The organism is Streptomyces sp. XM4193, assembly GCF_023072595.1.
Lineage (GTDB): Bacteria > Actinomycetota > Actinomycetes > Streptomycetales > Streptomycetaceae > Streptomyces.
In genome coordinates this window covers 894,743-917,748 of sequence record NZ_JALLGK010000001.1, presented here as the reverse complement: position 1 = coordinate 917,748, position 23,006 = coordinate 894,743, and the positions used below count along the sequence as shown (strand labels likewise).

The following is a 23,006-nucleotide window of genomic DNA, read 5'->3' as shown; positions in this document are numbered from 1 at the left end:
AACACCGTGTCAGCGCCCCACCGCCTCACCCACCGCCGAACCAGCGCCCATCGGCAACGGCCACGCCGCCGCCCATGACGCACCACCACTCCGGCCCCACCCGCACCACCGGGCCGGCCCGGTCCCGCACCGCCGAGAGGTAAGCCATGTCCGACATCTACACACTCATCGCGTTCGCGGTGGCGATCGCGGTGCTGGTGCTGCTGATCGCCAGATTCAAGGTCCATCCGGTCGCCACGCTCTTCATCATCGTGGTCACCCTCGGCCTCTGCCTCGGCATCGGCGGCGCCAAGACCATGGAGTTGGTCACCGAGGCGTTCGGCAGCACCCTGGCGAAAGTCGGCCTCCTGGTCATCTTCGGCTGTGTGCTGGGCAAGATGCTGGAGCTGAGCGGCGCCGCGGAACGCATCACGCTCAGCGCCCTCACCCTCTTCCCCAGCAAGCGCGCCCCGTGGGCCGTCGCCCTGGCCTCCATGGTGCTCGGCATCCCGCTGATCGCGGACACCGCCGTCGTGATGCTCATCCCGGTCGTCTCCGCGCTCGCGTACCGCACCAACATCTCGATGATGCGACTCGGCCCGATCCTCTACATCGGCGCCTATGTGATGACCTCGCTCGTGCCGCCCGGCCCCGGCCCGCTCGCCGCCTCGGCGATGCTCGGCGTGGACTTCGGCGAGGCGATGCTCTGGGGCCTGGCCGTGGCCATCCCCAGCATCCTGGTCGCCACCCTCTACCTGCTCACCATCAAGACGCATGTGGACCCCAAGCCCGAGCTGGTCGCCCACCTCACCCGCGGCGGCGGGTCCGGCGGCACCGACGCCGAGCCGGAGGAGAAGAAGAAGCTCCCCGCCCTGTGGATGTCCCTGACGCCCGTACTGCTGCCGATCGTGCTGATCATCATCAGCTCCTACGTCGTCGACATGCTGGAGATCGACAACGTCTTCGGCTCGATCGTCGCCTTCGTCGGCAACCCCACGCTGGCGCTCTTCATCGGCTGCCTGGCCGCGCTGCCCCTGTTCGGCGGGCGCTGGCGCGACAAGGAGACCGTCAACGACCTCTTCGAGGCGGGACTGCGCCTCGCCGCCATGCCGGTCGCCCTGACCGGCGTCGGCGGTGCGCTGGCCGCGATCATCCGCGACACCGAGGTCGCCGAATCGGTCGCCGACGTGATCAGCGACTGGGGGCTCTCCCCGATCATCGTTCCGTTCCTGGTCGCCGCCGCGATCTGCACCATCACCGGCTCCAACATCCTCGGCGTGATGACCGCCGCGGCCATCATGGAGCCGCTCGCCGAAGGACTCGGCGTCTCGATGCTCGCCGTCTACCTCGCCTGCGGCACCGGCGCCCAGATCATGAAGCACGCCAACTCCTCCGGCTTCTGGGTCACCACCACGCTCTCCAACATGACGGTGGGCCAGGGCGTCCGCTCGATCGGCGTGGCCTCGGCCCTCTCCGGGGTCACCGGCGGCGCGATCGTCTATGTGCTGTACGTTCTCGGCTTGATATGACGAAGTCCTGACGCTCGATCGGGCGAACTCGCCGGCCCGCCGCCCTCTTTCGACCCACCCGGCCGACGGAGAGCGCAGCGGGCCGGCCCACACCGTCCGCAACTCCGCACCCCGAGCAGCACCCACCCCGACACCCGCTCGCACCCGTACTCGCACTCGCACTCGCACTGGAGGAAGCATGCCGCCCGAAGACAGCCGCGGCGCCACCCTCATCCCGGACCAGCGCCGCGAGTTGCTCGTCACGCTGCTGCGCGAGCACACCGTGCTGAGCGTCCAGCAGCTCACCGAGCTGCTCGACGTCTCGCACATGACGGTCCGTCGCGACATCGCCGCCCTGGAACGCCAGGGCAGGGCGGTTTCGGTGCCCGGCGGCGTACGCATCGCGGGCCAGCTCCACCACGAGCCGAGCCTCGCCGACAAGAGCACCATGGACACCCCGGCCAAGCTCGCCATCGCCGAGCTGGCGGCGACCTTTCTGCACGACGACACCACCGTCTACCTCGACGCCGGCACCACCTGCCAGGCGCTGATCCCCCACCTGGTCAAGCGCCGCGGCATGACCGTGGTCACCAACGACTTCACCGCCGCGGCCACCTTGATGGCCACACCGGAGGTGGAGGTCATCCACACCGGCGGGCGGGTCGAGCCCGCGAACCGTTCCGCGGTCGGCGGCCTCGCCGCGGCCACCCTCGGCCAACTCGCGCTGGACATCGCCTTCGTCTCCACCAGCTCCTGGGACCTGCGGCACGGCGTCACCACGCCGTCCGCCGCCAAGGTGGAGGTCAAGCGGGCCGCCATGGCCGGCACTGCCCGAACCGTACTGGTCGGCGGCAGCGCCAAGTACGGCTCGTTCGGCATGTACCGGGTGGCCGAGCTGGAGGACTTCGACGCGATCGTCACCGACGCCGGCCTGCCCACCACCGCCCGCGACGCCCTGGCCGCCAAGGACATCGACACCCTCGTCGCCGAACTCCCCACCCCACCCACCAACTCCCCCTGACCCACGCCGACACCACTGGCACCACCGCCCCCGTGCGTACACGACTCGTCCGGACGATCAGGTGGCTGCCTCCCGGCGGGACCGCTGGTGCGCGTACGGGGCGGGGTGACGCAGCGATGCGCGCCCGGTTGCGCGCCGAATCCAGCATCCTGCGCGAGCAGCGTTCCGCCGCCGAGACGTTCCCGCCGAAGATGCGGGCCGCTCGCCCCTGCGCCCATCTCGCAGGCTGACGAGGCGCTGCGCGGCGTCCGAGCCGGTGCCCCGGTCTCCCTCGACGTGTACGCGCTCGCCGCACTCCGCGCCCGCCGTGACGTCCTGGTCGTCGTCGCCGTGCTGATCGCCGTGAACGGGGCAAGCCACCTCGTCGAGGTCGGGCTACTGCCGGTGAACGTGCCGCTCGTCGTCGCCGTCTCGGCTATCGCACCGCTCGTTCTGTGGCGCGTGCACCGACTCAGCGAGCACCTACCGGCGCCCGCCGTATCCGCGGCACCCGAGGCGTACCCGGCGGCCGAGGTGCACCGCGACGACCCGGCGCCCGCGCGGGTCGACGAGGTGCCCGTGCTGCCGGCCCTCGGCCCGTGCGCGAGCTTTCACGAGGTGCCGCTCACCCGCCCGTACCCGGCCGTGTATCCGACCCCTGACCAGGACGAACACGAACGGACCGACGACGACGTACCCGCCCCGGATACGGGCTCGGGTACGTGGGATACGCCGCACCCGCACGACGACCAGGACGAGCTGACGGCCACGGCCCGCGACGACTTCGCGACGCTGCTCGACGGCGGCCGGCCGCCGTCGATTCACACCCTGCGCAATACGTACTCGATCGGCCAGCCGCGCGCGCAGCGCATCCAAGCCGAGTTGGTCGGCTCGTGACCGGCGCCGTGCTCTTCGGTTTTACTGATCGAACGAACGCCAGGCTTCCAAAATCACGAGTGCTACGTGAACGGCGCGTCAGGGTGGTCGTCAGGCAAGAGATACGGCGCCAAGTCCGTAAGGGGCAACCACTCGTCAGATCTAACAGGGTCAAGGGTGGCGAGCTCAGCAAACGGTCGAACGTAGCAGGGCAAAGATCCGTAGCGTACGAGCAGCTCGCGCAGGCCGGCATACACCGAGTCAGACTGGCAGATCCACGTCATGTCGTCATGATGAGAAAGGCGCCCAGCGCCGCGACTTATGCGCCCGCGTTTGGTATCGACCCACGTATCGAATAGATGGAACGTGTCGTGCTCCGGACCACGTTGGTACGAGAATTCCAGTCCCGCTGCATTCACGGTCACAGGAACGAACCCGCGGTTGTCTACTTGCACCGCAACGTAGGTGGCGCCGCCGTCTTCCGAAATGGTCACCCTCCTCAGCGACTTCAGCGCGCCCAACACCATCCCACCACCCGCCATGCGACCAACGCGCAACTCGACGACAACGTCTACCTGAGTCAGTTGAGCCAGGCTCCGCCGAATGTGGTCGAACACCTCGGCGGAATCAGCAGCCGAGAGATGGGTTCCGCTCTGTGCGATCTGCCCCTCTTTCCACTCCTCCAGTTCTTCGACCGTGTACGCAGAGTCGTGTTGGTCGACAGGCGGGTGGTGTGTACCGCACAGCAGCAGGAGATTCTCGAAGCTGTTCACCAACTCCTTGGGGTACGTGCGGTCGTGGCGCGGCCCGTTCTTCTTCTCTGACCTAATGTGCGCGATCTGCACCACTACGGTCAGGTGTCCCCGCTCTCTGTACAGCAGACCGGCGTCGCATTGGGGGTGCGCACATTGAGATGCCCCACCGAACAGCAGCTTGATCGTCCGCTCTGAGTATTTGCTTGCCACCTGACGAGGCTAGCGCCGGGGTCTGACAGCGAGCCGACGGCGAGGCACGCGCGCCACTCCTTCACCTGCTGCTCGGCGTCCGGCTCAACGTCCCTCGGTGCGAACCGCGTCAGCAACTCCCGCGGCACACGCACGAACGTCTCGCTCGGCTTCACGTCCCGAAGCTGCGCAAGATGCTCGGGGTCCGCCTCGATCTCGCCCTGAACGAGGATCTCGCCCGTCTCGACGACCCCGTACAGCGTGGGGCAGTTGCCATGCTCCGACGTCGTACCGATGAACCTGAGCGTCATCTGTCCGCCTCCGTCCTGGATGATGAGAGACCCAGAATGCTGCCTCTCCCGCGCGCGGCCCGGTGAAGAACCACGAGAAGCGCTCGGTGCCGCTCCTCCGCTCGTTCGCTGACGAGCTGCCCGACCTCGTCGACGGCCGGCGCCCCGATGTCCTGGTGTTCATCGCACCCGAGGGCGGCCCGATGCAGTACGCGAACTTCCGATCCCGGGTGTTCGACCCGGCGGTGAAAGAGGCCGGGCTCGACGGCCTCGGCATCACGCCGCGCAAGCTGCGCCACACGGCCGCGTCACTCGCTATCGCCGCCCGGCGCCGACCCGAAGGTCGTGCAGATCATGCTCGGCCACAAGTCGGCGGCGATGACGCTCGACATCTACGGCCACCTGTGGCCGGACCGGCTCGACGAGGTCGCCGACGCGCTCGACGTCGGCCGAGCCGCCGCGCTCGCCAAGCTGAGTGCGTCACTCACCGGGGCAGCGTTATCGAAATGAGGTGTACAAAAAGCGCACTGCCCGCTCGGAAGATTCCGAACGGGCAGTGATCAACTGGCCTGTGACCAGCGGATTTAGCTGGAGCCGCCTAGGGGAGTCGAACCCCTGACCTACGCATTACGAGTGCGTCGCTCTGGCCGACTGAGCTAAGGCGGCGGAGGCGTGGGACCGTCTGGCGGTCGCAGCCGGGGACAAGTCTACACAGTCGCCGGGGGTGCTCGGACCGGGGGCGGGCGGCGCTGAGGTGGGTGTTGGACACCCCGTGTGGGGTGGGGGAATATCTGCTCCCGGGGTTCCGTTGTGCCGTGTGTACGGCGGCTTCCCGCCCCACGGAAGTGCACGCAACGAGCAGAGGAGACGACTGTGGCCGGCACCCTGAAGGATGTGACGGACGGATCGTTCGAGGCGGACGTCCTGAAGAGCGAGAAGCCCGTGCTGGTGGACTTCTGGGCCACCTGGTGCGGTCCGTGCCGCCAGATCGCTCCGGCGCTGGAGAAGATCGCCGAGGAGCAGTCCGACAAGATCGAGGTCGTGAAGGTGGACACCGACAAGAACCCGGTCACCGTGGCGCAGTACGGCGTGATGTCGATGCCGACGCTGGCGATCTTCCACAACGGCGAGATGGTCAACCAGCTGATCGGCGCCCGCCCGAAGGCCGGCATCGAGAAGTTCCTGGGCGAGTACATCGGCCAGTGACGGCCTGCGGGATCGGCCGGCAGGGCCGATCCCGGGCCCGTCGGCCGAGTCCGACAGCGGGCCGGGCCGGTGCGGTCGTCGTATCGGTGCCGTACGGCGGTCCGGCTTGCGGTCGCCCGGCCCGTACGGCGGTTCCGGTCCGAACGTTGGTTTGGCGGCTGCCCGCCGGTTTCCCGAGCGTTGCTCGGAGGACCGGCGGGCAGCCGCCAAACGTGTATTGCGCCCCGCCCGGACGCGCTGTCGGCCGCGAGGCGAGCCGCCCACCCCGCCCCAGCGCGCTGCCGGCAGCAGAGCTGGACGCGGGGAGCTGCGCGGCTACCCGCAGCGCTTGCCGTCCTCCGGCATCGTGCCCTCCAACAGGTAGGCGTTGACCGCCGAGTTGATGCAGTCGCCGCCCCGTACATAAGCGGTGTGGCCGTCGCCCTCATAGGTGAGCAGCCGCCCGGAGGCGAGTTGCTCGGCGAGGCTCTCGGACCAGACGTACGGGGTGGCCGGGTCCCGGGTGGTGCCGACGACGAGGATCGGGTCGGCCCCCTCCGCCTCGATGCGGTTCGGCTCGCCGGTGGGCTTCGTCGGCCAGTCGGCGCAGGCGAGTGCCTCGTAGGCGAAGCCGCGTCCGAAGACGGGCGAGACCTTCTCGAAGCTCGACACCGCCTTCTCCGCCTCCTCGGGGGTGCGGAACGCGGCGGGCTGGTCGAGGCAGTTGACGGCGGCGTTGGCGTACATCATGTTGCTGTACGAGCCGCCGGGTTCGCGCTCGTAGTAGTTGTCCGAGAGCAGGAGGAGGCTCTTGCCGTCGCCCTTCTCGGCTTCCTTCAGCGCATCCCTGAGCGGCCCCCACATGCTCTCGTCGTACATGGCGAGGATGACGCCGGTGGTGGCCAGCGATTCGGTGAGATCACGCTTGGCGTTACCGGTGCTGAGCGGCTTGCGGTCGACCTTCTCGAAGAACTCGCCGAGTTGGCGCCCCGCGTCCTGTGCACTCTTCGTGCCGAGCGGGCAGTCGGAGCGCTTGACGCAGTCCTCGGCGAAGGCGGTGAACGCCGTGTTGAAGCCGGCCGTCTGGTCGCGGTTGAGCTGCTCCGCGTCGAGCGAGGGGTCCAACGCGCCGTCCAGCACCAGCCGTCCGGCCCGGCTCGGGTACAGGCCGGCGTAGGTGGCACCCAAAAGCGTGCCGTAGGAGAACCCGACGTAGTGCAGTTTCCGGTCCCCCAGCACCGCCCGCAGCACATCCAGATCGCGTGCCGACTCGACCGTCGAGACATGGCCGAGGAGCTTGCCGGCCCGCTTGCGGCAGCCGTCGGCGAAGGTCTTCTTCATCCGGACGAGCTCGGCGACCTCCTCCTCGGTGTCCGGGGTGGAGTCGACCCGGGTGTGCCGATCCATCTGCGCGTCCGTCAGGCATTCGATCGGCTCGCTCCGGGAGACGCCGCGGGGGTCCATGCCCACCAGGTCGTACCGCTCCTGCACCTGCGCGGGAAAGCTCGGGCCGGCCGCCAACTGGACGTAGTCCACGGCTGATCCGCCGGGGCCTCCCGGGTTGACCAGCAGGGAGCCGATTCTGTCCGAGTCGCCGACGGCCCTTTTGCGCACGACCGACAGCTCCAGGTCCTCCTCGGCGCGCGGATTCCCGTAGTCCATCGGCGCTTTGAGCGTGGCGCACTGGAAGTCCTGGCCGCCGCAGTCGTCCCAGTCGAGCTTCTGCTCGTAGTAGCGCTTCAGGTTCGCCGGGACCGCGGCGGGCAGCGGCTCCAGAAGCTTGTCCGTGCCCTGCTGCCGCTCCATCGCGGGCGGCGGCGTACCGGCGTCGTCAGTACCGCCCGAGCTCCCCGACGTACAGCCCGCGAGCAGGACCGCCGCCGCGGCCAGCGCTCCCGAGGTACGGAAAAGCCTGCTGATCTCCATGCTGGCCCCTCGCCACGTGATCGGTCTCCACCCCGCCGGACCTCGGGCGCCGGCGCTCGCGCACGTCGGCGACCGCACTTCATTCCGCGGACCCGGCCGCCGAAAGAGCGTATAACGGTCAGCCGGTGCGCAGGCTCATCGTCATCGACTCCACCGCGAGCAGCGGTGCGACGTTGCGGTCCAGCGCCTCGCGGCACGCCAGGATCGCCTCCATGCGCCGCAGCGTCTCCTCGGGACGACCGCGCGCCGCGAACTCCTCGACCGCCTCCTGCACTTCGGCGCCGGCGCCCAACCCCGTGGAGCTGCCGAGCTGGTGGGCGAGGACATCGCGGTAGAAGGAAGTGAGGTCGGTCAGCGCCAGGTCGAGCGAATCGCGCTGGGTACGAGTGGCGCGCCGCTTCTGCCGGTCCTCCAGCTCCTTCATCGCACCCGCGGTGCCGCGCGGCATCCGCTTGCCCTCCGCGCCTCCCAGCGCGGTGCGGAGCTCTTCGGTCTCCTTGGCGTCGAGCTCCTCCGCGACCTGCTTGGCGTCCTCGGTCGCCGCGTCGATCAGCTCCTGGGCGGCCTTCAGACAGCCCCCGACACCGGACATCCGCTGCGGCAGCCGCAGCACCGCGGCACGCCGCGAACGGGCCCGCTCGTCGGTCGCCAGCCGACGGGCCCGGCCGATGTGGCCCTGCGTCGCCCGCGCGCATCTGTGGGCGAGCTCGGGCTCCACCCCGTCGCGCCGCGTCAGCAGATCGGCGACCGCCTCGACCGGCGGGGTGCGCAGCGACAGGGAACGGCAGCGCGACCGGATCGTCGGCAGCACGTCCTCGGTGGAGGGGGCGCAGAGCAGCCAGACCGTACGCGGCGCGGGCTCCTCGATCGCCTTGAGCAGGACGTTCCCCGCGCCCTCGGTGAGTCGGTCGGCGTCCTCCAGGACGATCACCTGCCAGCGGCCCCCGGACGGCGACATCTGCGCGTGCCGGACCTGCTCGCGGGTCTCCTTGACGCCGATGGTCAGCAGGTCGGTGCGGATCACCTCGACGTCGGCGTGGGTGCCGACCAGGCTCGTGTGGCAGCCATCGCAGAAACCGCAGCCCGGCGCACCGCCCCGGGCCCGCTCCGGATCGACGCACTGCAACGCCGCCGCGAAGGCTCTCGCCGCGGTGGCCCGCCCGGAGCCCGGCGGGCCGGTGAACAGCCAGGCGTGGGTCATCGCCGAACCGCTCGTACGCGGCTCCTCACCCTCGCGCGCAGCGGTGACGTACGCGTCCGCGTCCACCGCGGCGGCCGTCAGCTGGGCCACCACGCGCTCCTGCCCGACCAGGTCGTCCCACACCGCCATGGCCAGCCCCTTCACCGCTGTACGTGCTACCGCCGCCCATTGTGCGCGACCCCACTGACACTTCCCGCCGCGCTCACCGCGGACGCGCCGAACTCCCGTCCGCTGCCAGGGGGTTCACACCCGCCGCTACGGCCGAGTCCGGGCGACGGCCCGAACACCCCGCTCCGGAAAGGACAACGGCGACAGCACCGGCCCCGGTCCCGGCACCGGCAGCTGCTCCGGGCGTACGAAACGCCTCCCCGCGCGTCGAGCGGCAGGGTCGAAGCACCGGGCCGAACCGTCGCCCCTGCGCCGGTCGGGCAGAGCGCCGAAGCGCCCCGCCGGATCAGCGGCGTCCGCGTCGCGAGCCGCCGTTCCCCTCTTCGCCGTACGGGCCGAGCAACTCGTCCGCGAGAGTGGGGAGATCGTCCATCGGCGTCTCCTCGGCCCAGTCGGAGCGGGGACGCTGCTGGCGCGGCCGGCCCTGCTCGTCCACCTGGGGCAGCTCTCTGGTGCGGTCGTCGCTGCTCTCCTCGGCCGGCACCCGGGGCAGCAGCGAGGTCTCGGCCTCGTCGGGGGCGAACTGCGGCAGCACGGTGGTCTCTTCGTTCGCCGACTCCGGCACCGCGGGCTGCGGCGTCTGCACCGTGTCCTCGTCCGAACCGGACGACTGCGCCGCTGAACGCTTCACGTCCGCGCCGTCCGCCATGCCCGCACTCGGCGCCTCACCGGCCGTACGGGCGTCCTCCGCCTCGCGAGCCTCCTCGGCGCGGAGCACCGACTCGGCCTCCCGACGGCCCCGCTCCTCCTCGGCGCGACGGGCCTCGGCCTGCTGCCGGGCCTCCTCGGCCTGACGCTCCTCCTCGGCTCTGCGGACGGCCTTCTCCTGCCGCGCCTGCTCGGCCAGCAGCAGCGACTCCTCGGCCTTGCGCTGCTTCTCCAGGCGACGCGCCTCCGCCTCGGCCCGCAGCCGCTCCTCGCCCTCCTTCTGGCGCCGCAGCCGCTCCTGCTCCGCTTGGCGCGCGGCCTCCTCGGCCTCGCGACGCTTGCGCTCCTCCTCGGCGCGCTGGCGGGCCTCCTCGGCCTTGCGGCGGGCCTCCTCGGCCACCCGCGCCTCTTCAGCCCGGCGCTGAGCCTCGGCCTCCTGGCGCCGCCGCTCCTCCTCCTCGGCACGCAGCTTCGCCAACTGCTCCTGGCGCTCCCGCTCCTGGCGCTCCTCCTCCGCCTTGCGGGCTGCCTCTTCCTCCTCGCGCCTGCGGCGCTCCTCCTCGGCCTTGCGACGGGCCTCCTCCTGCTGCTCCAGCTCCTTCTCGGAGAGCGGCAGCACGAGGTCGAGGCGGTGCCGTACGACGGTGGTGACGGACTCGGCCTCCTGGCCGGCGTCCACCACCAGGTAGCGCACCGGGTCCGCTGCGGCGAGCGTCAGAAAGCCGGACCGAACGCGCTGGTGGAACTCGGCGGACTCCGACTCGAGCCGGTCGGGAGCCTCGGTGAAGCGCTCGCGCGCGGTCTCCGGGGAGATGTCCAGCAGCACGGTCAGATGCGGGACGAGCCCGCTGGTGGCCCAGCGCGACATCCTGGCGATCTCCGTCGCGGAGAGCTCGCGCCCGGCGCCCTGGTAGGCGACCGAGGAGTCGATGTAGCGGTCGGAGATGACGACGGCTCCCCGCTCCAGCGCGGGCCGCACGACCGAGTCGACGTGCTCCGCGCGGTCCGCGGCGTAGAGCAGCGCCTCGGCCCGGCCGGACAGCCCCTCGGAGGAGATGTCCAGCAGGATGGAGCGCAGCCGCTTGCCGATCGCGGTCGCGCCCGGCTCACGGGTGACGACCACCTCGTGGCCCTTCTCCCGCATCCACGTCGCGAGCGCTTCGACCTGCGTCGATTTGCCGGCGCCGTCGCCGCCCTCGACCGCGATGAAGAAGCCCGTGGTCGACGGCGCCTGGGCCGGGTCGTCCCCGCGCAGCGCGTCCAACAGGTCGCGGCGCAGCGGGACTCCGCCTCGGTCGTCGACCCGGCTGAGCACCAGCGCCGCGACCGGCAGCAGCAGCGCTCCGGCCAGCACCAGGGTGAAGCCCGCGCCGTCCTGGTCGAGCACGAAGCTGCCGCTCTCCACCCGGTGCTGCCCGATCAGCGCGGCGAGCACCGGAGCGGCCACGGCCGCGAACGCCACCGAGAGCCGTACGACCGCGGCCAGGTGCTCCGCCATCCGCGGGCGGCGGAACTCCTCGACCTCCAGATCGATCAGGGTGTGCGCGGTGTGCGCGGCGACACCGGCGCTGACGCCGGCGAGGAGCGCGGTGAGCAGCGCGGTGGCGGTGTCGGCGAGGAGGCCGGCGGCGATGAGCGCGCCGGCACCGAAGATGAGAGCGAGCCCCAGCAGACGGCGCCGCGGGAGAGTCGGCAGGATGCGGCCGGCGAAGCGGATGCCGATGGCAGTGCCGCCGGTCAGCGCGAGGGCCAGCAGCGCGAAGGTCACCGGGCCGCCGCCCAGGCCCATGGCGTGCAGCACGGAGACCGCCACGGCGGCGGCGATCGCGGCGGCGACAGCGGCGGCGGTCACCACCAGCAGCGGGACCGCGCCGGTGCGGCCCTTGTCCGGGCCCTCGGCGTTCTTCGGGCGCCGCAGCCCCTCCAACGGGGAGCGCGGACGCGGGGTGCCGGTGGACGGCAGCTGCAGGAACACGAGCACGGAGACCGAGGCCGCGAAGAGACCGGCGGCCACGTAGGAAGCCAGCGCGGCCTGGTGCTGGGTGAACCAGTCGATGCCGGACCCCAGCAGGTTGCTCAGCAGCGTCACCAGCAGCAGCACCGAGGCCGCGGCCGGGACGGCGAGGAAGCTCGTGCGCAGCGAGAGCCGGCGCAGTGCGTCGTTGTGGTCCGGCAGCGGCCGGACCGCGGCACCCTCGGCGGGCGGCGCGGGCAGCAGCGCCGGGGCCGCGCTCTGACCGGCGACGGTCCAGAAGCGCTCGGCGACACCGGTCACGAAGACGGTGATCAGCAGAATCGCGTACGCGTTGTCCGGGGACCAGGTGATCCACAGCGGCGCGACGATGAGCAGCGCGCCTCGCAGACCGTCAGTGACGATCATGGTCCAGCGGCGGTCCAGCGCGTTGCCCGGGGCGACCAGGGAGGACAGCGGACCGAGCAGCACCGCACCGAAGAGCAGCGTGGACAGCAGTCGCGTACCGAAGACGGCCGCGACCACCAGCGCGAGCCCGCTGTACCCGGTGCCGAAGACCGGCTCGCCTCCGCTGAGCACCACGCTCAGCGTCGCCTGCATCGCGAGGAGCGTCAGGACGAACAGCGCCAGCATGTCGGCCACGCCGCTCACACACTGGGCGCTCCACAGGCGCCGCAGCGGGGCGTGGCGGACCAGAGCCCGAATGGCACGTTCGCGGGACTCCGCGGCCAGGGCTTCGGAGGTGGGGTTCACAACCGTTGGCTGCTCTGCACGCGTCATATCGGTCAGCGTATCGGCAAGCACTGACAGCCGAGCAGGCTACTGCCCACCCGAACGCGCTGGGCGCGGCAAGGTGTGCGCTTATGTCCGCCTCGCCCGTTGTGAACCTGCCGACGGGCGGGCGCCCGCGACCGTTCGGACCCCTCCCGGGCCGCGCGAGAGTCGCCGCGAGGCCGGAACAAGAGGCCGCGCGAGAGGCCCGCGCGAGAGCCCCTACAGGTCCCCGCTCCGCGGTCCGCGACCGCTGCGCGGCGGGCCCCGTGGAATCCCGGCGGCCCACCGCGACGTCCGCCCCGCGGCGGACGACTGCTGCGCGTACGGCTACTGCGCGTCCGTCTCCTGCGATCCGACCGATGCGGAGGTCTTCTTCGCCGGCGCCTTCGCGGTGGCCGTCTTCTTCGCAGCGGTCTTCTTGGCCGCGGCCTTCTTCGCCGGCGCCTTCTTGGCGGCGGTCTTCTTGGCCGGAGCCTTCTTGGCGGTCTTCTTCGCCGCCTTCTTGGCCGTCTTCTTCGCCGGGCCCTTGGCGCGCTTCTCGGCGAGCAGCTCGAAGGCCCGCTCGGGCGTGATCGTCTCGACCTCGTCGTCCCGGCGGAGCGTCGCGTTCGTCTCGCCGTCGGTGACGTACGGGCCGAACCGGCCGTCCTTGACCACGACCGGCTGCTCGTTGGTCGGGTCCGGGCCCAGCTCCTTGAGCGGCGGCTTGGCGGCGGCCCGGCCGCGCTGCTTGGGCTTGGAGTAGATCTCCAGCGCCTCTTCGAGGGTGATCCCGAAGATCTGCTCCTCGGTCTCCAGGGACCGGGAGTCCGTGCCCTTCTTCAGGTACGGGCCGTACCGGCCGTTCTGCGCGGTGATGTCCACACCTTCGGCGTCCTGGCCGACGACCCGGGGCAGCGAGAGCAGCTTGAGCGCGTCGGCGAGGGTCACCGTGTCCAGCGACATCGACTTCAACAACGAGGCGGTGCGCGGCTTCACGGCGTTCTTGCCCGTCTTGGGCGTGCCCTCCGGCAGCACCTCGGTGACGTACGGGCCGTACCGGCCGTCCTTCGCGATGATCGGACGACCGGTCTCCTCGTCCGTCCCGAGCTCGAAGTCGCCGCTGGGCTTGGCCAGCAGCTCCTCCGCCAGCTCGACGGTCAGCTCGTCCGGCGGCAGGTCGTCGGGCACATCCGCCCGATGGCCCGTCTCGCCCTCGGGGCCCGGCTTCTCGACGTACGGCCCGTAGCGCCCGACCCGCAGCATGATGCCGCCACCGATGGGGAAGGACGAAACGCCCTTGGCGTCGATGGCGCCGAGGTCGGAGACCAGCTCCTTGAGCCCGCCGAGGTGGTCGCCGTCGCCGTTGCCCGCGGCGGCGGCCGAGCCCTCGGTGCCCTCGCCCTCGCCGAAGTAGAAGCGCCGCAGCCACGGCACCGAGGCGGCGTCGCCCCGCGCGATGCGGTCGAGGTCCTCCTCCATCTGCGCGGTGAAGTCGTAGTCGACGAGACGGCCGAAGTGCTTCTCCAGCAGGCCGACCACCGCGAAGGACAGGAAGGACGGCACCAGGGCGGTGCCCTTCTTGAAGACGTACCGGCGGTCCAGGATGGTGCTGATGATCGAGGCGTACGTCGAGGGGCGGCCGATCTCCCGCTCCTCCAGCTCCTTGACCAGCGTCGCCTCGGTGTAGCGGGCGGGCGGCTTGGTGGAGTGGCCGTCGACGGTCAGCTCCTCGGCGCGCAGTGCGTCGCCCTCGGCGACCTGCGGCAGACGGCGCTCGCGGTCGTCCAGCTCGGCGTTGGGGTCGTCGGCACCCTCGACGTAGGCCTTGAGGAAGCCGTGGAAGGTGATGATCTTGCCGGACGCGCTGAACTCCGCGTCCCTGTCGTCGGCGGAGCGGCCCCCGACCTTCACCGTCACGGACTGGCCGGTCGCGTCCTTCATCTGGGAGGCGACGGTGCGCTTCCAGATCAGCTCGTAGAGCCGGAACTGGTCGCCGCTGAGCCCGGTCTCCGCCGGAGTGCGGAAGCGGTCGCCGGAGGGGCGGATCGCCTCGTGCGCCTCCTGCGCGTTCTTGACCTTGCCGGCGTAGGTGCGCGGGCTGTCGGGCAGGTAGTCGGCGCCGTAGAGCTGGGTGACCTGCGCACGCGCCGCGGTGATGGCGGTGCCGGAGAGCGTCGTGGAGTCCGTACGCATATAGGTGATGAAGCCGTTCTCGTACAGCTTCTGCGCCACCTGCATCGTCACCTTCGCGCCGAAGCCGAGCTTGCGCGACGCCTCCTGCTGGAGGGTGGTGGTGCGGAACGGGGCGTACGGCGAGCGGCGGTAGGGCTTGGACTCGACCGAACGCACCGCGAAGTCGGTGTCGGCGAGAGCAGCGGCGAGCGAGCGGGCGCCCGCCTCGTCGAGGTGGAGGGCCTGGGCGCCGTCGCGGCCGGTCTTCAGCAGACCGTCCGAGCCGAAGTCGCGGCCCTGGGCGATACGGCGGCCGTCCACGGCGCTGAGCCGCGCGGTCAGGCTGCTCGGGTCGGAGGCGTCACCGGCACGGCCGGTGTGGAAGACCCCGGTGAGGTCCCAGTACTCGGCGGTGCGGAACGCCATCCGCTCCCGCTCCCGCTCCACCACCAGCCTGGTCGCCACGGACTGCACACGCCCCGCGGAGAGGCGCGGCATGACCTTCTTCCACAGGACCGGCGAGACCTCGTAGCCGTAGAGGCGGTCGAGGATGCGGCGGGTCTCCTGGGCGTCCACCAGCTTCTGGTCGAGATCGCGGGTGTTGTTCACCGCGGCCCGGATGGCGTCCTTGGTGATCTCGTTGAAGACCATCCGGCGGACCGGGACCTTGGGCTTGAGCACCTCCTGGAGGTGCCAGGCGATGGCCTCGCCCTCGCGGTCCTCATCCGTGGCGAGGAAGAGCTCGTCGGACTCTGCGAGCAGCGACCTGAGCTTCTTGACCTGATCCTTCTTGTCGCTGTTGACGACGTACAGCGGCTCGAAGTCGTGGTCGACGTTCACTCCGAGGCGGGCCCAGGGCTGTCCCTTGTACTTGGCCGGCACCTCCGCAGCGCCGTTCGGCAGGTCGCGAATGTGCCCGACGCTCGCCTCGACGACATAGCCAGGGCCGAGATAGCCCTTGATCGTCTTCGCCTTGGCGGGGGACTCGACGATTACGAGTCTCCGCCCGCCGTTTGCGGTTTCGCTGGTCGGGGACAACTTCTCGCTCTTCTCTCGGCTAGGTGGAGGGCCGCCGGCGCCCGTCTTCCGCCGGGCCCCGGGCGACGCCGTATGTGGATTGCTGGTCCGGGACAAACCCTGACGCCGTCTGACACAGCTGACGCTGCGGAGTGTGACGGTACCTCCCGGTCCGGTGTCAAACGAGAAAAGTCCGCGACGCCAATGGAACGGTAACCCGACAACCGATATTCCTGCCGCTCGGTGACAGCTGGCACTATGTGCGAGTCAGTAGCACGTTTTATCAAGCCTCAGGGGGAGACATGTCCCAGCCGCCACCCAACCCGTACGGCCAGCCCGGGGGGCAGCCGCAGGGTCCGCCGCCCGGCCAGCAGCCCGGCTACGGGTACCCGCAGCAGCAGCCCGGCCCCGCCGGTCCGCAGTACGGCTACCCCGGTGCGGCCCCGCCGCCGCCCCAGATGGGCTTCGACCCGAACGCGCCGCACGGTTACGACCCCTACGGCCGCCCGTACTCCCCCAAGTCCAAGATCGTGGCGGGCGTCCTCCAGCTGTTCATCGGCACGCTGGGCATCGGCCGCTTCTACACCGGCCACATCGGCATGGCCATCGGCATGCTGCTGACCTGCGGCGGTCTCGGAATCTGGGCGCTCATCGACGGCATCATGCTGCTGGTGAAGGACGACGCGACCGACTCCGAGGGTCGCATCCTGCGCAGCTGACGCGGCCGTCGTGGCCCTCGCCAGTCGATTTCGACACCCCGCCGCGGCGCCGTTGGCCGTGCTGGGGACCGGCGTCGTGGGGTTGGTGTACCTCTGGCACACCAACCCCCACGACCCCGGGCAGCTGCTGCCGCGCTGCCCGGTAAACCTGCTCACCGGTGTGCTCTGCCCTGCCTGCGGGGGCACCCGGATGACGTACGACCTGATCCACGGCGACCTGGTCGCCGCCTTCCACGACAACGCCGTGCTGCTCCTGCTCGGCCTGCCCCTCGCCGCGTATCTGCTCGGGAAGTGGCTGCTGGAAGGTCTGCGGGGACGCCGTTATGTGCCGCGTTGGGGAGCGGGGCGCGTCATCGCGATCGTGGGAGTCGCGGCCGGCTGGATGGTCGTCCGCAACGTGCTCGGCTGATCTGCGGCGGGACGGCGGCGGCAGCGCGGGCCGGCGGTCCGCCGACGGACTGCGCCGCGTCTTCGTCCCGCCTGCCGGGTGACCGGGAACCGGCCGCAGCCGGTCGGCAGAAGCACACCGGGCGCCCCGAAGCCGCCGGCTCGGGAACTCGCAGACGTTCGCACCGAGCGCTTCGGCGACCGCGTACGGAGCGCTCAGAGACTGAGCAGCAACCACAGACCCGCGGCGAGGAAGAACGCCCCGAAGGTGACCGTCGACAGCGCGGCGACGACAGGACTCCCCTCCGCCACCACCGGCTCTCCCCGGCGCATCCGCGCGACGGTCCACACCAGCAGCAGTGCTCCGAAGAGCACACAGACGGTGCCCGCGAAGAACGCAGGCCCCGTCTCCAGTCCAGCCCCTGCGGCTCTCTCCATGCGGGCGAGGCTCACAGCCGAGTGCGGCGCGCCCGCCAATTCCGGGTGAACGTCTGCCGCCGACGCGTACAACTCGCCACCGCGCCCGGCCCGTCGAGGGACCGCCCCACCGCGGCCGGCCTTCGCGCGAGGACGGTCTCGTCACGCACTGCCGGTCGTGTACGTACGCGGGACCGTGGACACCCGCGGGCCGCCGTACGCGGTCGGGTCGGCGTGCGCGGGCTCTCGTGCGCGGACCGTCGAGCGCCGTCTTGTCACGGTGACGCGCGACCGCGACCCGCGACCGCCCCGCACACGGCCGGGCGCGCAGGGGTTCCGCGCCGTCCGGTGGTCGTGTGTCGGCCCTGCCCGCCGTGCCGACCAGTGGCGGCGCGAGCGGGCAGCCCGGTGCGTTGGATACGGGTCGACGCACGCGCCGGGGCGTGCACCGCACCGCGCGCGCCGTGCAACTCCCCCTTCACGACGGCGAGTTCAGGCCGACCTGCGCGCGGAGGCGAACAACAGCACCCGGAGAACTCCCGGCCGCAGCCCCGCACGCGGCACGACCGTCGCCGACGCGCTCGTGCCGCCGGCCGGACCCGGGCGCGACCTGCGGCTCCGGAGCCCGGCCGGGTGCGAGATGCGGTCAGCCCTCTGCGGAGGGCAGCAGGAAGCCCTGCTCCACCAGCAGCCGAATCGCGTCGGGCGTACGGTCCCGCAGCGCCACCGCGTCCTCCCCGACGAGTTGGGCGATCGCGTCGAGGATGCGACCTGCGCTCAGCGTTCCGTCGCACACCCCCGCGAAGCCGGCACCCACGGTGTCCACCTTGGTCGCACGCATCATGCCGCGGCTCTGGCGCAGCACCACGTGCTCCGGGTCCTCCGCGCCGGGCGGGCCGACCTGCTCCTGCACCACACCCTCGGCCAGCACGAACCGGGTGTCGAGCAGCGCGGCGTCGTCGTGGCGGCGCAGAAAGTCCTGCCGGGCGAAGTGCTCGCGCACCGTGTCGCCGAGCGGCTGCTCGACCGGGTGCGTCCACTCCTCCAGCGTCAGCGAGGGCTGGTCGCTGTCGGTCCGGCGCAGGCTGATCCAGCCGAATCCGACCGCCTCGGTGCCACTGCGTTCGAACTCCGCGAGCCAGGCGTCGTAGCGCCTCGCGTACTCCTCGGGGCCGAGGAGGTGCACGCCCGCATCGCGCAGCCACAGCTCGGTGTACTGGTTGACGTCCTGGGTCTCGCGCTGCACGATCCAGGCGTCGCAGCCGCGCGGCACCCAGCCGCGCACACGGTCGCGCCAGTCCTCGCCGCCGATGTGTTGCCAGTTGGCGAGCAGTTGGCAGTATCCGCCGGGGGCGAGGCGGGCAGCGCTGTTCTGGACCAGGGTGCGGCACAGCGCGTCGCCGGAGAGCCCGCCGTCGCGGTAGGTCAGGGCCCGGTCCTCGCCGGAGACCGGTCCCGGGGAGATGACGAACGGCGGGTTGGAGACGATCAGGTCGTACGGCTCCTCGTTGTCGACCGGCTCGAAGAGCGAGCCCTCCCGCAGCTCGGGCGCAGGCGCTCCGGACAGAGCGAACGTCAGCTCCGCGAAGCGCAGCGCTCGGGGGTTGAGGTCGGTCGCGGTGACCTCGGTGGCGTGCCGGGCGAGGTGCAGCGCCAGGATCCCGGATCCGGTGCCCAGATCGAGGGCGCGGTCGACCGGTTCGCGCACCACCAGCCCCGCCAGCGTCGTGGAGGCACCGCCGACGCCGAGCACCACGTTCTCGCGGTCCTGTTCGGGCCCGCGGATCCCACTCGCACCGCCCACCGCGCAGCCCAGGTCGGAGACGATCCACCAGTCCTCGCCCTGCGGACCTCCGTAGGGGCGCACGTCGACGGTGGCGCGCACCTCCTCGCCCCGGGGGCTGTGCTCGACGCTCAGCCAGCCGTCGTCCAGCGCATCCCGAAGGGGCAGCACCTCGGCGGCGCGGTCGCGGTCGACCCCGTCCTGAAGCAGGAAGAGGCGAACCAGCGTGGCCAGTGCGCTGTCGCCGCGCGTGGCGCGCAGCGCCGGAGTGGTCTCGCTGCGGGCGAGCGCGGCATAGGCGGGCGCGCCCAGCAGTTCGAGGAGCCCGTCCACGGTGAAGGAGGCGGCCAGGAACGCCTCACGCAGCCGGATGGTCGTATCGCTGGCGATGGGGAGGTGCGTACTCACCCCTCCATTGTGGTGGGTCGGCCCGGTGGATTCGCCGTCTCGGCGTCACCGGGCCGACCGCACGCGCGGTGCGCACCGCTCGGCATGGAGCACGTCCGACACCGAGCACGAGCTCGGGCGGTGGACGTTTGCCGGACGGGAGGGCAGCGCGTCAGGCGGGCGAGGGCTCGGACTTGTCCACGTCGGTCTTGGCGCAGCCCGGCTCCTTGCTCATCGCGGTGCGCAGATCGCCCGACTCGAGCTTGTTGAGCGCCGCGTCGCCGCTCTTGCCCAGGGTCTCCAGCTCCTTGGCCACCTCGCGCAGACCGTCGGCGAACTTCGCCTGGTCCTTGGTGTCGAGCTTGTCGACCTTGACCTTCAGGCCGGCGTAGGAGGCGGAGATGTCGCTGAGCTCCTTGACCGCGTCCTTGCGCAGCTTCGCCCCGTCGTCCACCGGGGGCTCGCCCGCGCCCGAGACCGCACGGCCCAAGGACTTGTAGGCGTCGGAGAGTTGACCGAACGCCTCCGAGTCGGCCTTCTGCACTGCGGCGGAAGAGCTGTCCTTGGCAGCGGCCTCGGAGATGGCCGTGTTGGCGCCCTGGATCTTCTTCACCTGGGGCTGGACCTGGTCACAGACCTTCTTCGCCCAGGCCTGGGCCTTCCCGTCGTCCCCGTCGTCACCGCCACAGCCGGTCAGCGCGAGAGCGAGGGCGGCGCTGCCACACAGCGCCGCGGCGAGCTTGTTGTTCACCGGTTCCATCCCTTCATGGCTACTCGGCCCGGAACATACACGCCCGGCGCCACCCACGAGGCGGCGAAGATACGCGTTCGACGCTTTCCGGACCCAAAGCAGCAATTTGCGGCAGAGCTCTGCGCAGCCGTCCGCGGCACTACCGCCACCCGTCGGCGGGCAGCGGAAGCGGGTGGCACGCGTTCCGCGCACCACCCGCTGAACTGCGCAAACCCCGGACAGTGAGCACCACCGCACCGTTCGGTCGGCGGCCCTCACCCGTCCGTCACGATCAGGGAGCTGCGACCGGATCCCTCGGCTGAGTGGGCTTGCTCACGTTGTCCGAATCATCCTCTTCGCCCATCACCACTCCACGTCGCTTGGAGACGTAGACGGCGCCCACGATGACGATCACCGAGGCCACCGCGATCACCGCTCGAAGCGCGGCGCTCGCGTCGTCGCCGTAGGAGAGGGTCACGATGGCGGGCGCGATGAGCAGCGCCACCAGGTTCATGACCTTGAGCAGGGGGTTGATCGCCGGACCCGCGGTGTCCTTGAACGGGTCGCCCACGGTGTCGCCGATGACCGTCGCGGAGTGGGCCTCGCTGCCCTTGCCGCCGTGGTGGCCGTCCTCGACCATCTTCTTCGCGTTGTCCCACGCACCACCGGAGTTGGCCAGGAAGACGGCCATCAGAATGCCCGCCGCGATCGCACCCGCGAGGAAGCAGGCGAGTGCGCCGATGCCCAGGCTGAAGCCGACCGCGATCGGCGACATCACCGCCAGCAGGCCCGGCGTGGTCAACTCGCGCAGCGCGTCCTTGGTGCAGATGTCGACGACCCGCCCGTACTCCGGCTTCTCCGTGTAGTCCATGATCCCGGGGCGCTCCCGGAACTGGCGCCGCACCTCGTACACGACGGCGCCCGCGGAGCGCGAGACGGCGCTGATCGCCAGGCCGGAGAAGAGGAAGACGACTGCCGCACCGAGGATCAGACCGACCAGGTTGTTGGGCTGGGCGATGTCCAGGCTGAGGTTCATCTCCCCCGCTGCCGCGCCCACATCGCGTGCCGCCGTCTCGAAGGCGTCCCGGTAGGAGCCGAAGAGCGCGGCGGCGGCGAGTACGGCCGTGGCGATGGCGATGCCCTTGGTGATCGCCTTGGTGGTGTTGCCCACGGCGTCGAGGTCGGTGAGCACCTGCGCGCCCGCACCCTCGACGTCGCCGGACATCTCGGCGATGCCCTGGGCGTTGTCGGAGACCGGCCCGAAGGTGTCCATGGCGACGATGACGCCCACCGTCGTCAGCAGTCCCGTGCCCGCGAGGGCGACCGCGAAGAGGGCGAGCATGATCGACGCGCCGCCGAGCAGGAACGCGCCGTACACGCTCAGACCGATCAACAGCGTCGTGTAGACCGCCGATTCCAGACCGAGCGAAACACCTGCGAGCACGACGGTCGCGGGGCCCGTCAGCGAGCTCTTCCCCACGTCCTGGACCGGCTTGCGGGTCGTCTCGGTGAAGTAGCCGGTCAGTTGCTGGATCAGCGCGGCGAGCACGATGCCGATCGCCACCGCGGTCAGCGCGATCAGCCGCGGGTCGCCCTCGTGGCCGGCGATGGCCTCGTTGGTGACGCCGTCCAACTCCGCGAAGGTGGCCGGGAGATAGGTGTACGCCGCCACTGCGACCAGTACGAGCGAGATGGCCGCCGAGATGAAGAAGCCCCGGTTGATCGCGGACATTCCACTGCGGTCCGTGCGACGCGGCGCGACGACGAAGACACCGATCATCGCGGTGATCACACCGATCGCCGGAACGATCAGCGGGAAGGCGAGGCCCGCGTCACCGAAGGCCACGGTGCCCAGGATCAGGCTCGCCACCAGGACGACGGCGTAGGACTCGAAGAGGTCGGCGGCCATACCGGCGCAGTCGCCGACGTTGTCGCCCACGTTGTCGGCGATGGTCGCCGCGTTGCGCGGGTCGTCCTCGGGGATGCCCTGTTCCACCTTGCCGACGAGGTCCGCGCCCACATCGGCGGCCTTGGTGAAGATGCCGCCGCCCACGCGCATGAACATCGCGATGAGCGCCGCGCCGAGACCGAAGCCCTCCAACACCTTCGGCGCGTCCGCCGCGTACACGAGCACCACGCAGGCAGCGCCGAAAAGGCCCAGCCCGACGGTGAACATTCCCACCACACCGCCGGTGCGGAAAGCGATCTTCATCGCCTTGTGCGAAACAGTGGTGAGATCCGCGGCCGGCTGGCCCTCCGCGGGCGTCGCTTCGCGCGCCGCCGCCGCCACTCGGACGTTGCTGCGCACCGCGAGCCACATGCCGATATACCCGGTGGCCGCAGAGAAAGCGGCGCCCACCAGGAAGAACAGTGAACGCCCAATCCGTTGATTCGTATCGTCGGCAGGCAACAGGAAGAGCAGGAAGAAGACCACCACGGCGAAAATGCCGAGTGTGCGCAACTGTCGATACAGGTAGGCATTCGCGCCCTCCTGTACGGCAGCGGCGATCTTCTTCATGCTCTCCGTGCCCTCGTCGGCCGCGAGCACCTGGCGCAAGAGCACCACGGCGACGACGAGCGCGGCCAGCGCGATCGCGGCGATCGCCACCACCAGCCCTCTGTTGCCCGTTGTCAGCACGGCGTCGGCCAACAGGTGATGGTCCTGCAGAGTGGGGAGTTGCCCCGCCATTCGTCCTCCTTGACGTTTGGCACATGGGCGCGCGCAAGCACACGCTCAGGCGTCCTGCTGCTCAGATGTCGAGGGAGTTTTGGGATCTTCCCGGGAACTAAACAGGGCGCCGTCGCGAGGAATTCGCAGCGAGTTGACGAAGATCAGAAAGACGACTCTTTGGGAATTCCCTCACAAGAGAGTGTGTACATAATCCTGACTGCTCGGAAAATGATCTCACTATCGAGCGGCGAGACGCGGGCGCACCGGTTC

At 70.6% G+C, this 23,006-nt stretch carries 18 protein-coding genes and 1 tRNA gene; 7 read left to right on the top strand and 12 right to left on the bottom strand.

Going from position 1 to position 23,006, the window contains the following annotated elements:
* Positions 1-25 precede the first annotated feature (25 nt).
* Complete coding sequence (locus tag MTQ01_RS24860) at positions 26-157, bottom strand: hypothetical protein (protein ID WP_282613134.1); 132 nt, start codon at positions 155-157, stop codon at positions 26-28.
* Here MTQ01_RS24860 and MTQ01_RS03845 point away from each other — a divergent pair.
* The 3 genes from MTQ01_RS03845 (at position 147) to MTQ01_RS03835 (ending at position 3,384) form a co-directional block, all read left to right on the top strand.
* A complete protein-coding gene (locus MTQ01_RS03845) occupies positions 147-1,508 on the top strand; it encodes a GntP family permease (protein ID WP_247486841.1) in 1,362 nt (453 codons plus the stop codon). The two genes, MTQ01_RS24860 and MTQ01_RS03845, sit on opposite strands and share 11 nt — an antisense overlap.
* A 178-nt stretch (positions 1,509-1,686) precedes the next feature.
* Complete coding sequence (locus tag MTQ01_RS03840) at positions 1,687-2,508, top strand: DeoR/GlpR family DNA-binding transcription regulator (protein ID WP_247486840.1); 822 nt, start codon at positions 1,687-1,689, stop codon at positions 2,506-2,508.
* Positions 2,509-2,784: 276 nt separating this feature from the next.
* Positions 2,785-3,384 carry a hypothetical protein gene (locus tag MTQ01_RS03835; RefSeq protein WP_247486839.1) on the top strand — a complete coding sequence of 200 codons (600 nt, stop codon included), beginning with the start codon at positions 2,785-2,787 and terminating at the stop codon, positions 3,382-3,384.
* A gap of 62 nt (positions 3,385-3,446) precedes the next feature.
* On the opposite strand, the gene MTQ01_RS03830 is transcribed toward MTQ01_RS03835, so the two are convergent.
* Both MTQ01_RS03830 and MTQ01_RS03825 read right to left on the bottom strand, forming a co-directional pair.
* Positions 3,447-4,136 (bottom strand): hypothetical protein, encoded by a 690-nt coding sequence (locus MTQ01_RS03830; protein ID WP_247486838.1) that lies wholly within the window; start codon positions 4,134-4,136, stop codon positions 3,447-3,449.
* Positions 4,137-4,216: 80 nt separating this feature from the next.
* Positions 4,217-4,618, bottom strand: coding sequence for a hypothetical protein (locus tag MTQ01_RS03825; protein ID WP_247486837.1), 402 nt, complete (start codon positions 4,616-4,618; stop codon positions 4,217-4,219).
* A gap of 324 nt (positions 4,619-4,942) precedes the next feature.
* Between MTQ01_RS03825 and MTQ01_RS25235 the strand changes: the two genes are divergently transcribed.
* Complete coding sequence (locus MTQ01_RS25235) at positions 4,943-5,107, top strand: hypothetical protein (RefSeq protein ID WP_374207590.1); 165 nt, start codon at positions 4,943-4,945, stop codon at positions 5,105-5,107.
* 79 nt (positions 5,108-5,186) lie between these two features.
* Here the strand turns inward: MTQ01_RS25235 and MTQ01_RS03815 are convergent.
* Positions 5,187-5,263: transfer RNA gene (locus MTQ01_RS03815), tRNA-Thr, on the bottom strand.
* A gap of 207 nt (positions 5,264-5,470) precedes the next feature.
* Between MTQ01_RS03815 and trxA the strand changes: the two genes are divergently transcribed.
* The gene (trxA, locus tag MTQ01_RS03810; RefSeq protein ID WP_247486836.1) at positions 5,471-5,803 is read left to right on the top strand and encodes a thioredoxin; all 333 of its coding nucleotides are present in this window, start codon (positions 5,471-5,473) and stop codon (positions 5,801-5,803) included.
* Positions 5,804-6,118: 315 nt separating this feature from the next.
* Here the strand turns inward: trxA and MTQ01_RS03805 are convergent, their stop codons facing one another.
* From MTQ01_RS03805 to topA, 4 genes are all read right to left on the bottom strand, one after another.
* Positions 6,119-7,708, bottom strand: a complete 1,590-nt coding sequence (locus tag MTQ01_RS03805) for an alpha/beta hydrolase (RefSeq protein WP_247486835.1) — start codon at positions 7,706-7,708, stop codon at positions 6,119-6,121.
* Between the two features lie 118 nt (positions 7,709-7,826).
* Positions 7,827-9,038, bottom strand: coding sequence for a DNA polymerase III subunit delta' (locus MTQ01_RS03800; RefSeq protein ID WP_247486834.1), 1,212 nt, complete (start codon positions 9,036-9,038; stop codon positions 7,827-7,829).
* Positions 9,039-9,363: 325 nt separating this feature from the next.
* Positions 9,364-12,477: a dTMP kinase gene (tmk, locus tag MTQ01_RS03795; RefSeq protein ID WP_247486833.1), complete on the bottom strand. Its 3,114-nt coding sequence runs from the start codon at positions 12,475-12,477 to the stop codon at positions 9,364-9,366.
* A 321-nt stretch (positions 12,478-12,798) separates the two neighbouring features.
* The gene (gene topA, locus MTQ01_RS03790) at positions 12,799-15,663 is read right to left on the bottom strand and encodes a type I DNA topoisomerase (protein WP_247486832.1); all 2,865 of its coding nucleotides are present in this window, start codon (positions 15,661-15,663) and stop codon (positions 12,799-12,801) included.
* 281 nt (positions 15,664-15,944) lie between these two features.
* Between topA and MTQ01_RS03785 the strand changes: the two genes are divergently transcribed.
* Positions 15,945-16,361, top strand: coding sequence for a TM2 domain-containing protein (locus MTQ01_RS03785; protein ID WP_247486831.1), 417 nt, complete (start codon positions 15,945-15,947; stop codon positions 16,359-16,361).
* Positions 16,362-16,371: 10 nt separating this feature from the next.
* Entirely contained in the window at positions 16,372-16,770 is a 399-nt protein-coding gene (locus tag MTQ01_RS03780) for a DUF2752 domain-containing protein (RefSeq protein ID WP_247486830.1), read from the top strand.
* 194 nt (positions 16,771-16,964) lie between these two features.
* On the opposite strand, the gene MTQ01_RS03775 is transcribed toward MTQ01_RS03780, so the two are convergent.
* The 4 genes from MTQ01_RS03775 to MTQ01_RS03760 form a co-directional block, all read right to left on the bottom strand.
* Positions 16,965-17,186: a hypothetical protein gene (locus MTQ01_RS03775; protein WP_374207588.1), complete on the bottom strand. Its 222-nt coding sequence runs from the start codon at positions 17,184-17,186 to the stop codon at positions 16,965-16,967.
* Between the two features lie 625 nt (positions 17,187-17,811).
* Positions 17,812-19,356: a methyltransferase gene (locus MTQ01_RS03770; protein WP_247486829.1), complete on the bottom strand. Its 1,545-nt coding sequence runs from the start codon at positions 19,354-19,356 to the stop codon at positions 17,812-17,814.
* A gap of 151 nt (positions 19,357-19,507) precedes the next feature.
* The gene (locus MTQ01_RS03765) at positions 19,508-20,095 is read right to left on the bottom strand and encodes a small secreted protein (RefSeq protein ID WP_247486828.1); all 588 of its coding nucleotides are present in this window, start codon (positions 20,093-20,095) and stop codon (positions 19,508-19,510) included.
* 262 nt (positions 20,096-20,357) lie between these two features.
* On the bottom strand, positions 20,358-22,754 hold the full coding sequence (locus tag MTQ01_RS03760; protein ID WP_247486827.1) for a sodium-translocating pyrophosphatase: 2,397 nt from the start codon (positions 22,752-22,754) through the stop codon (positions 20,358-20,360).
* Positions 22,755-23,006: the final 252 nt, after the last annotated feature.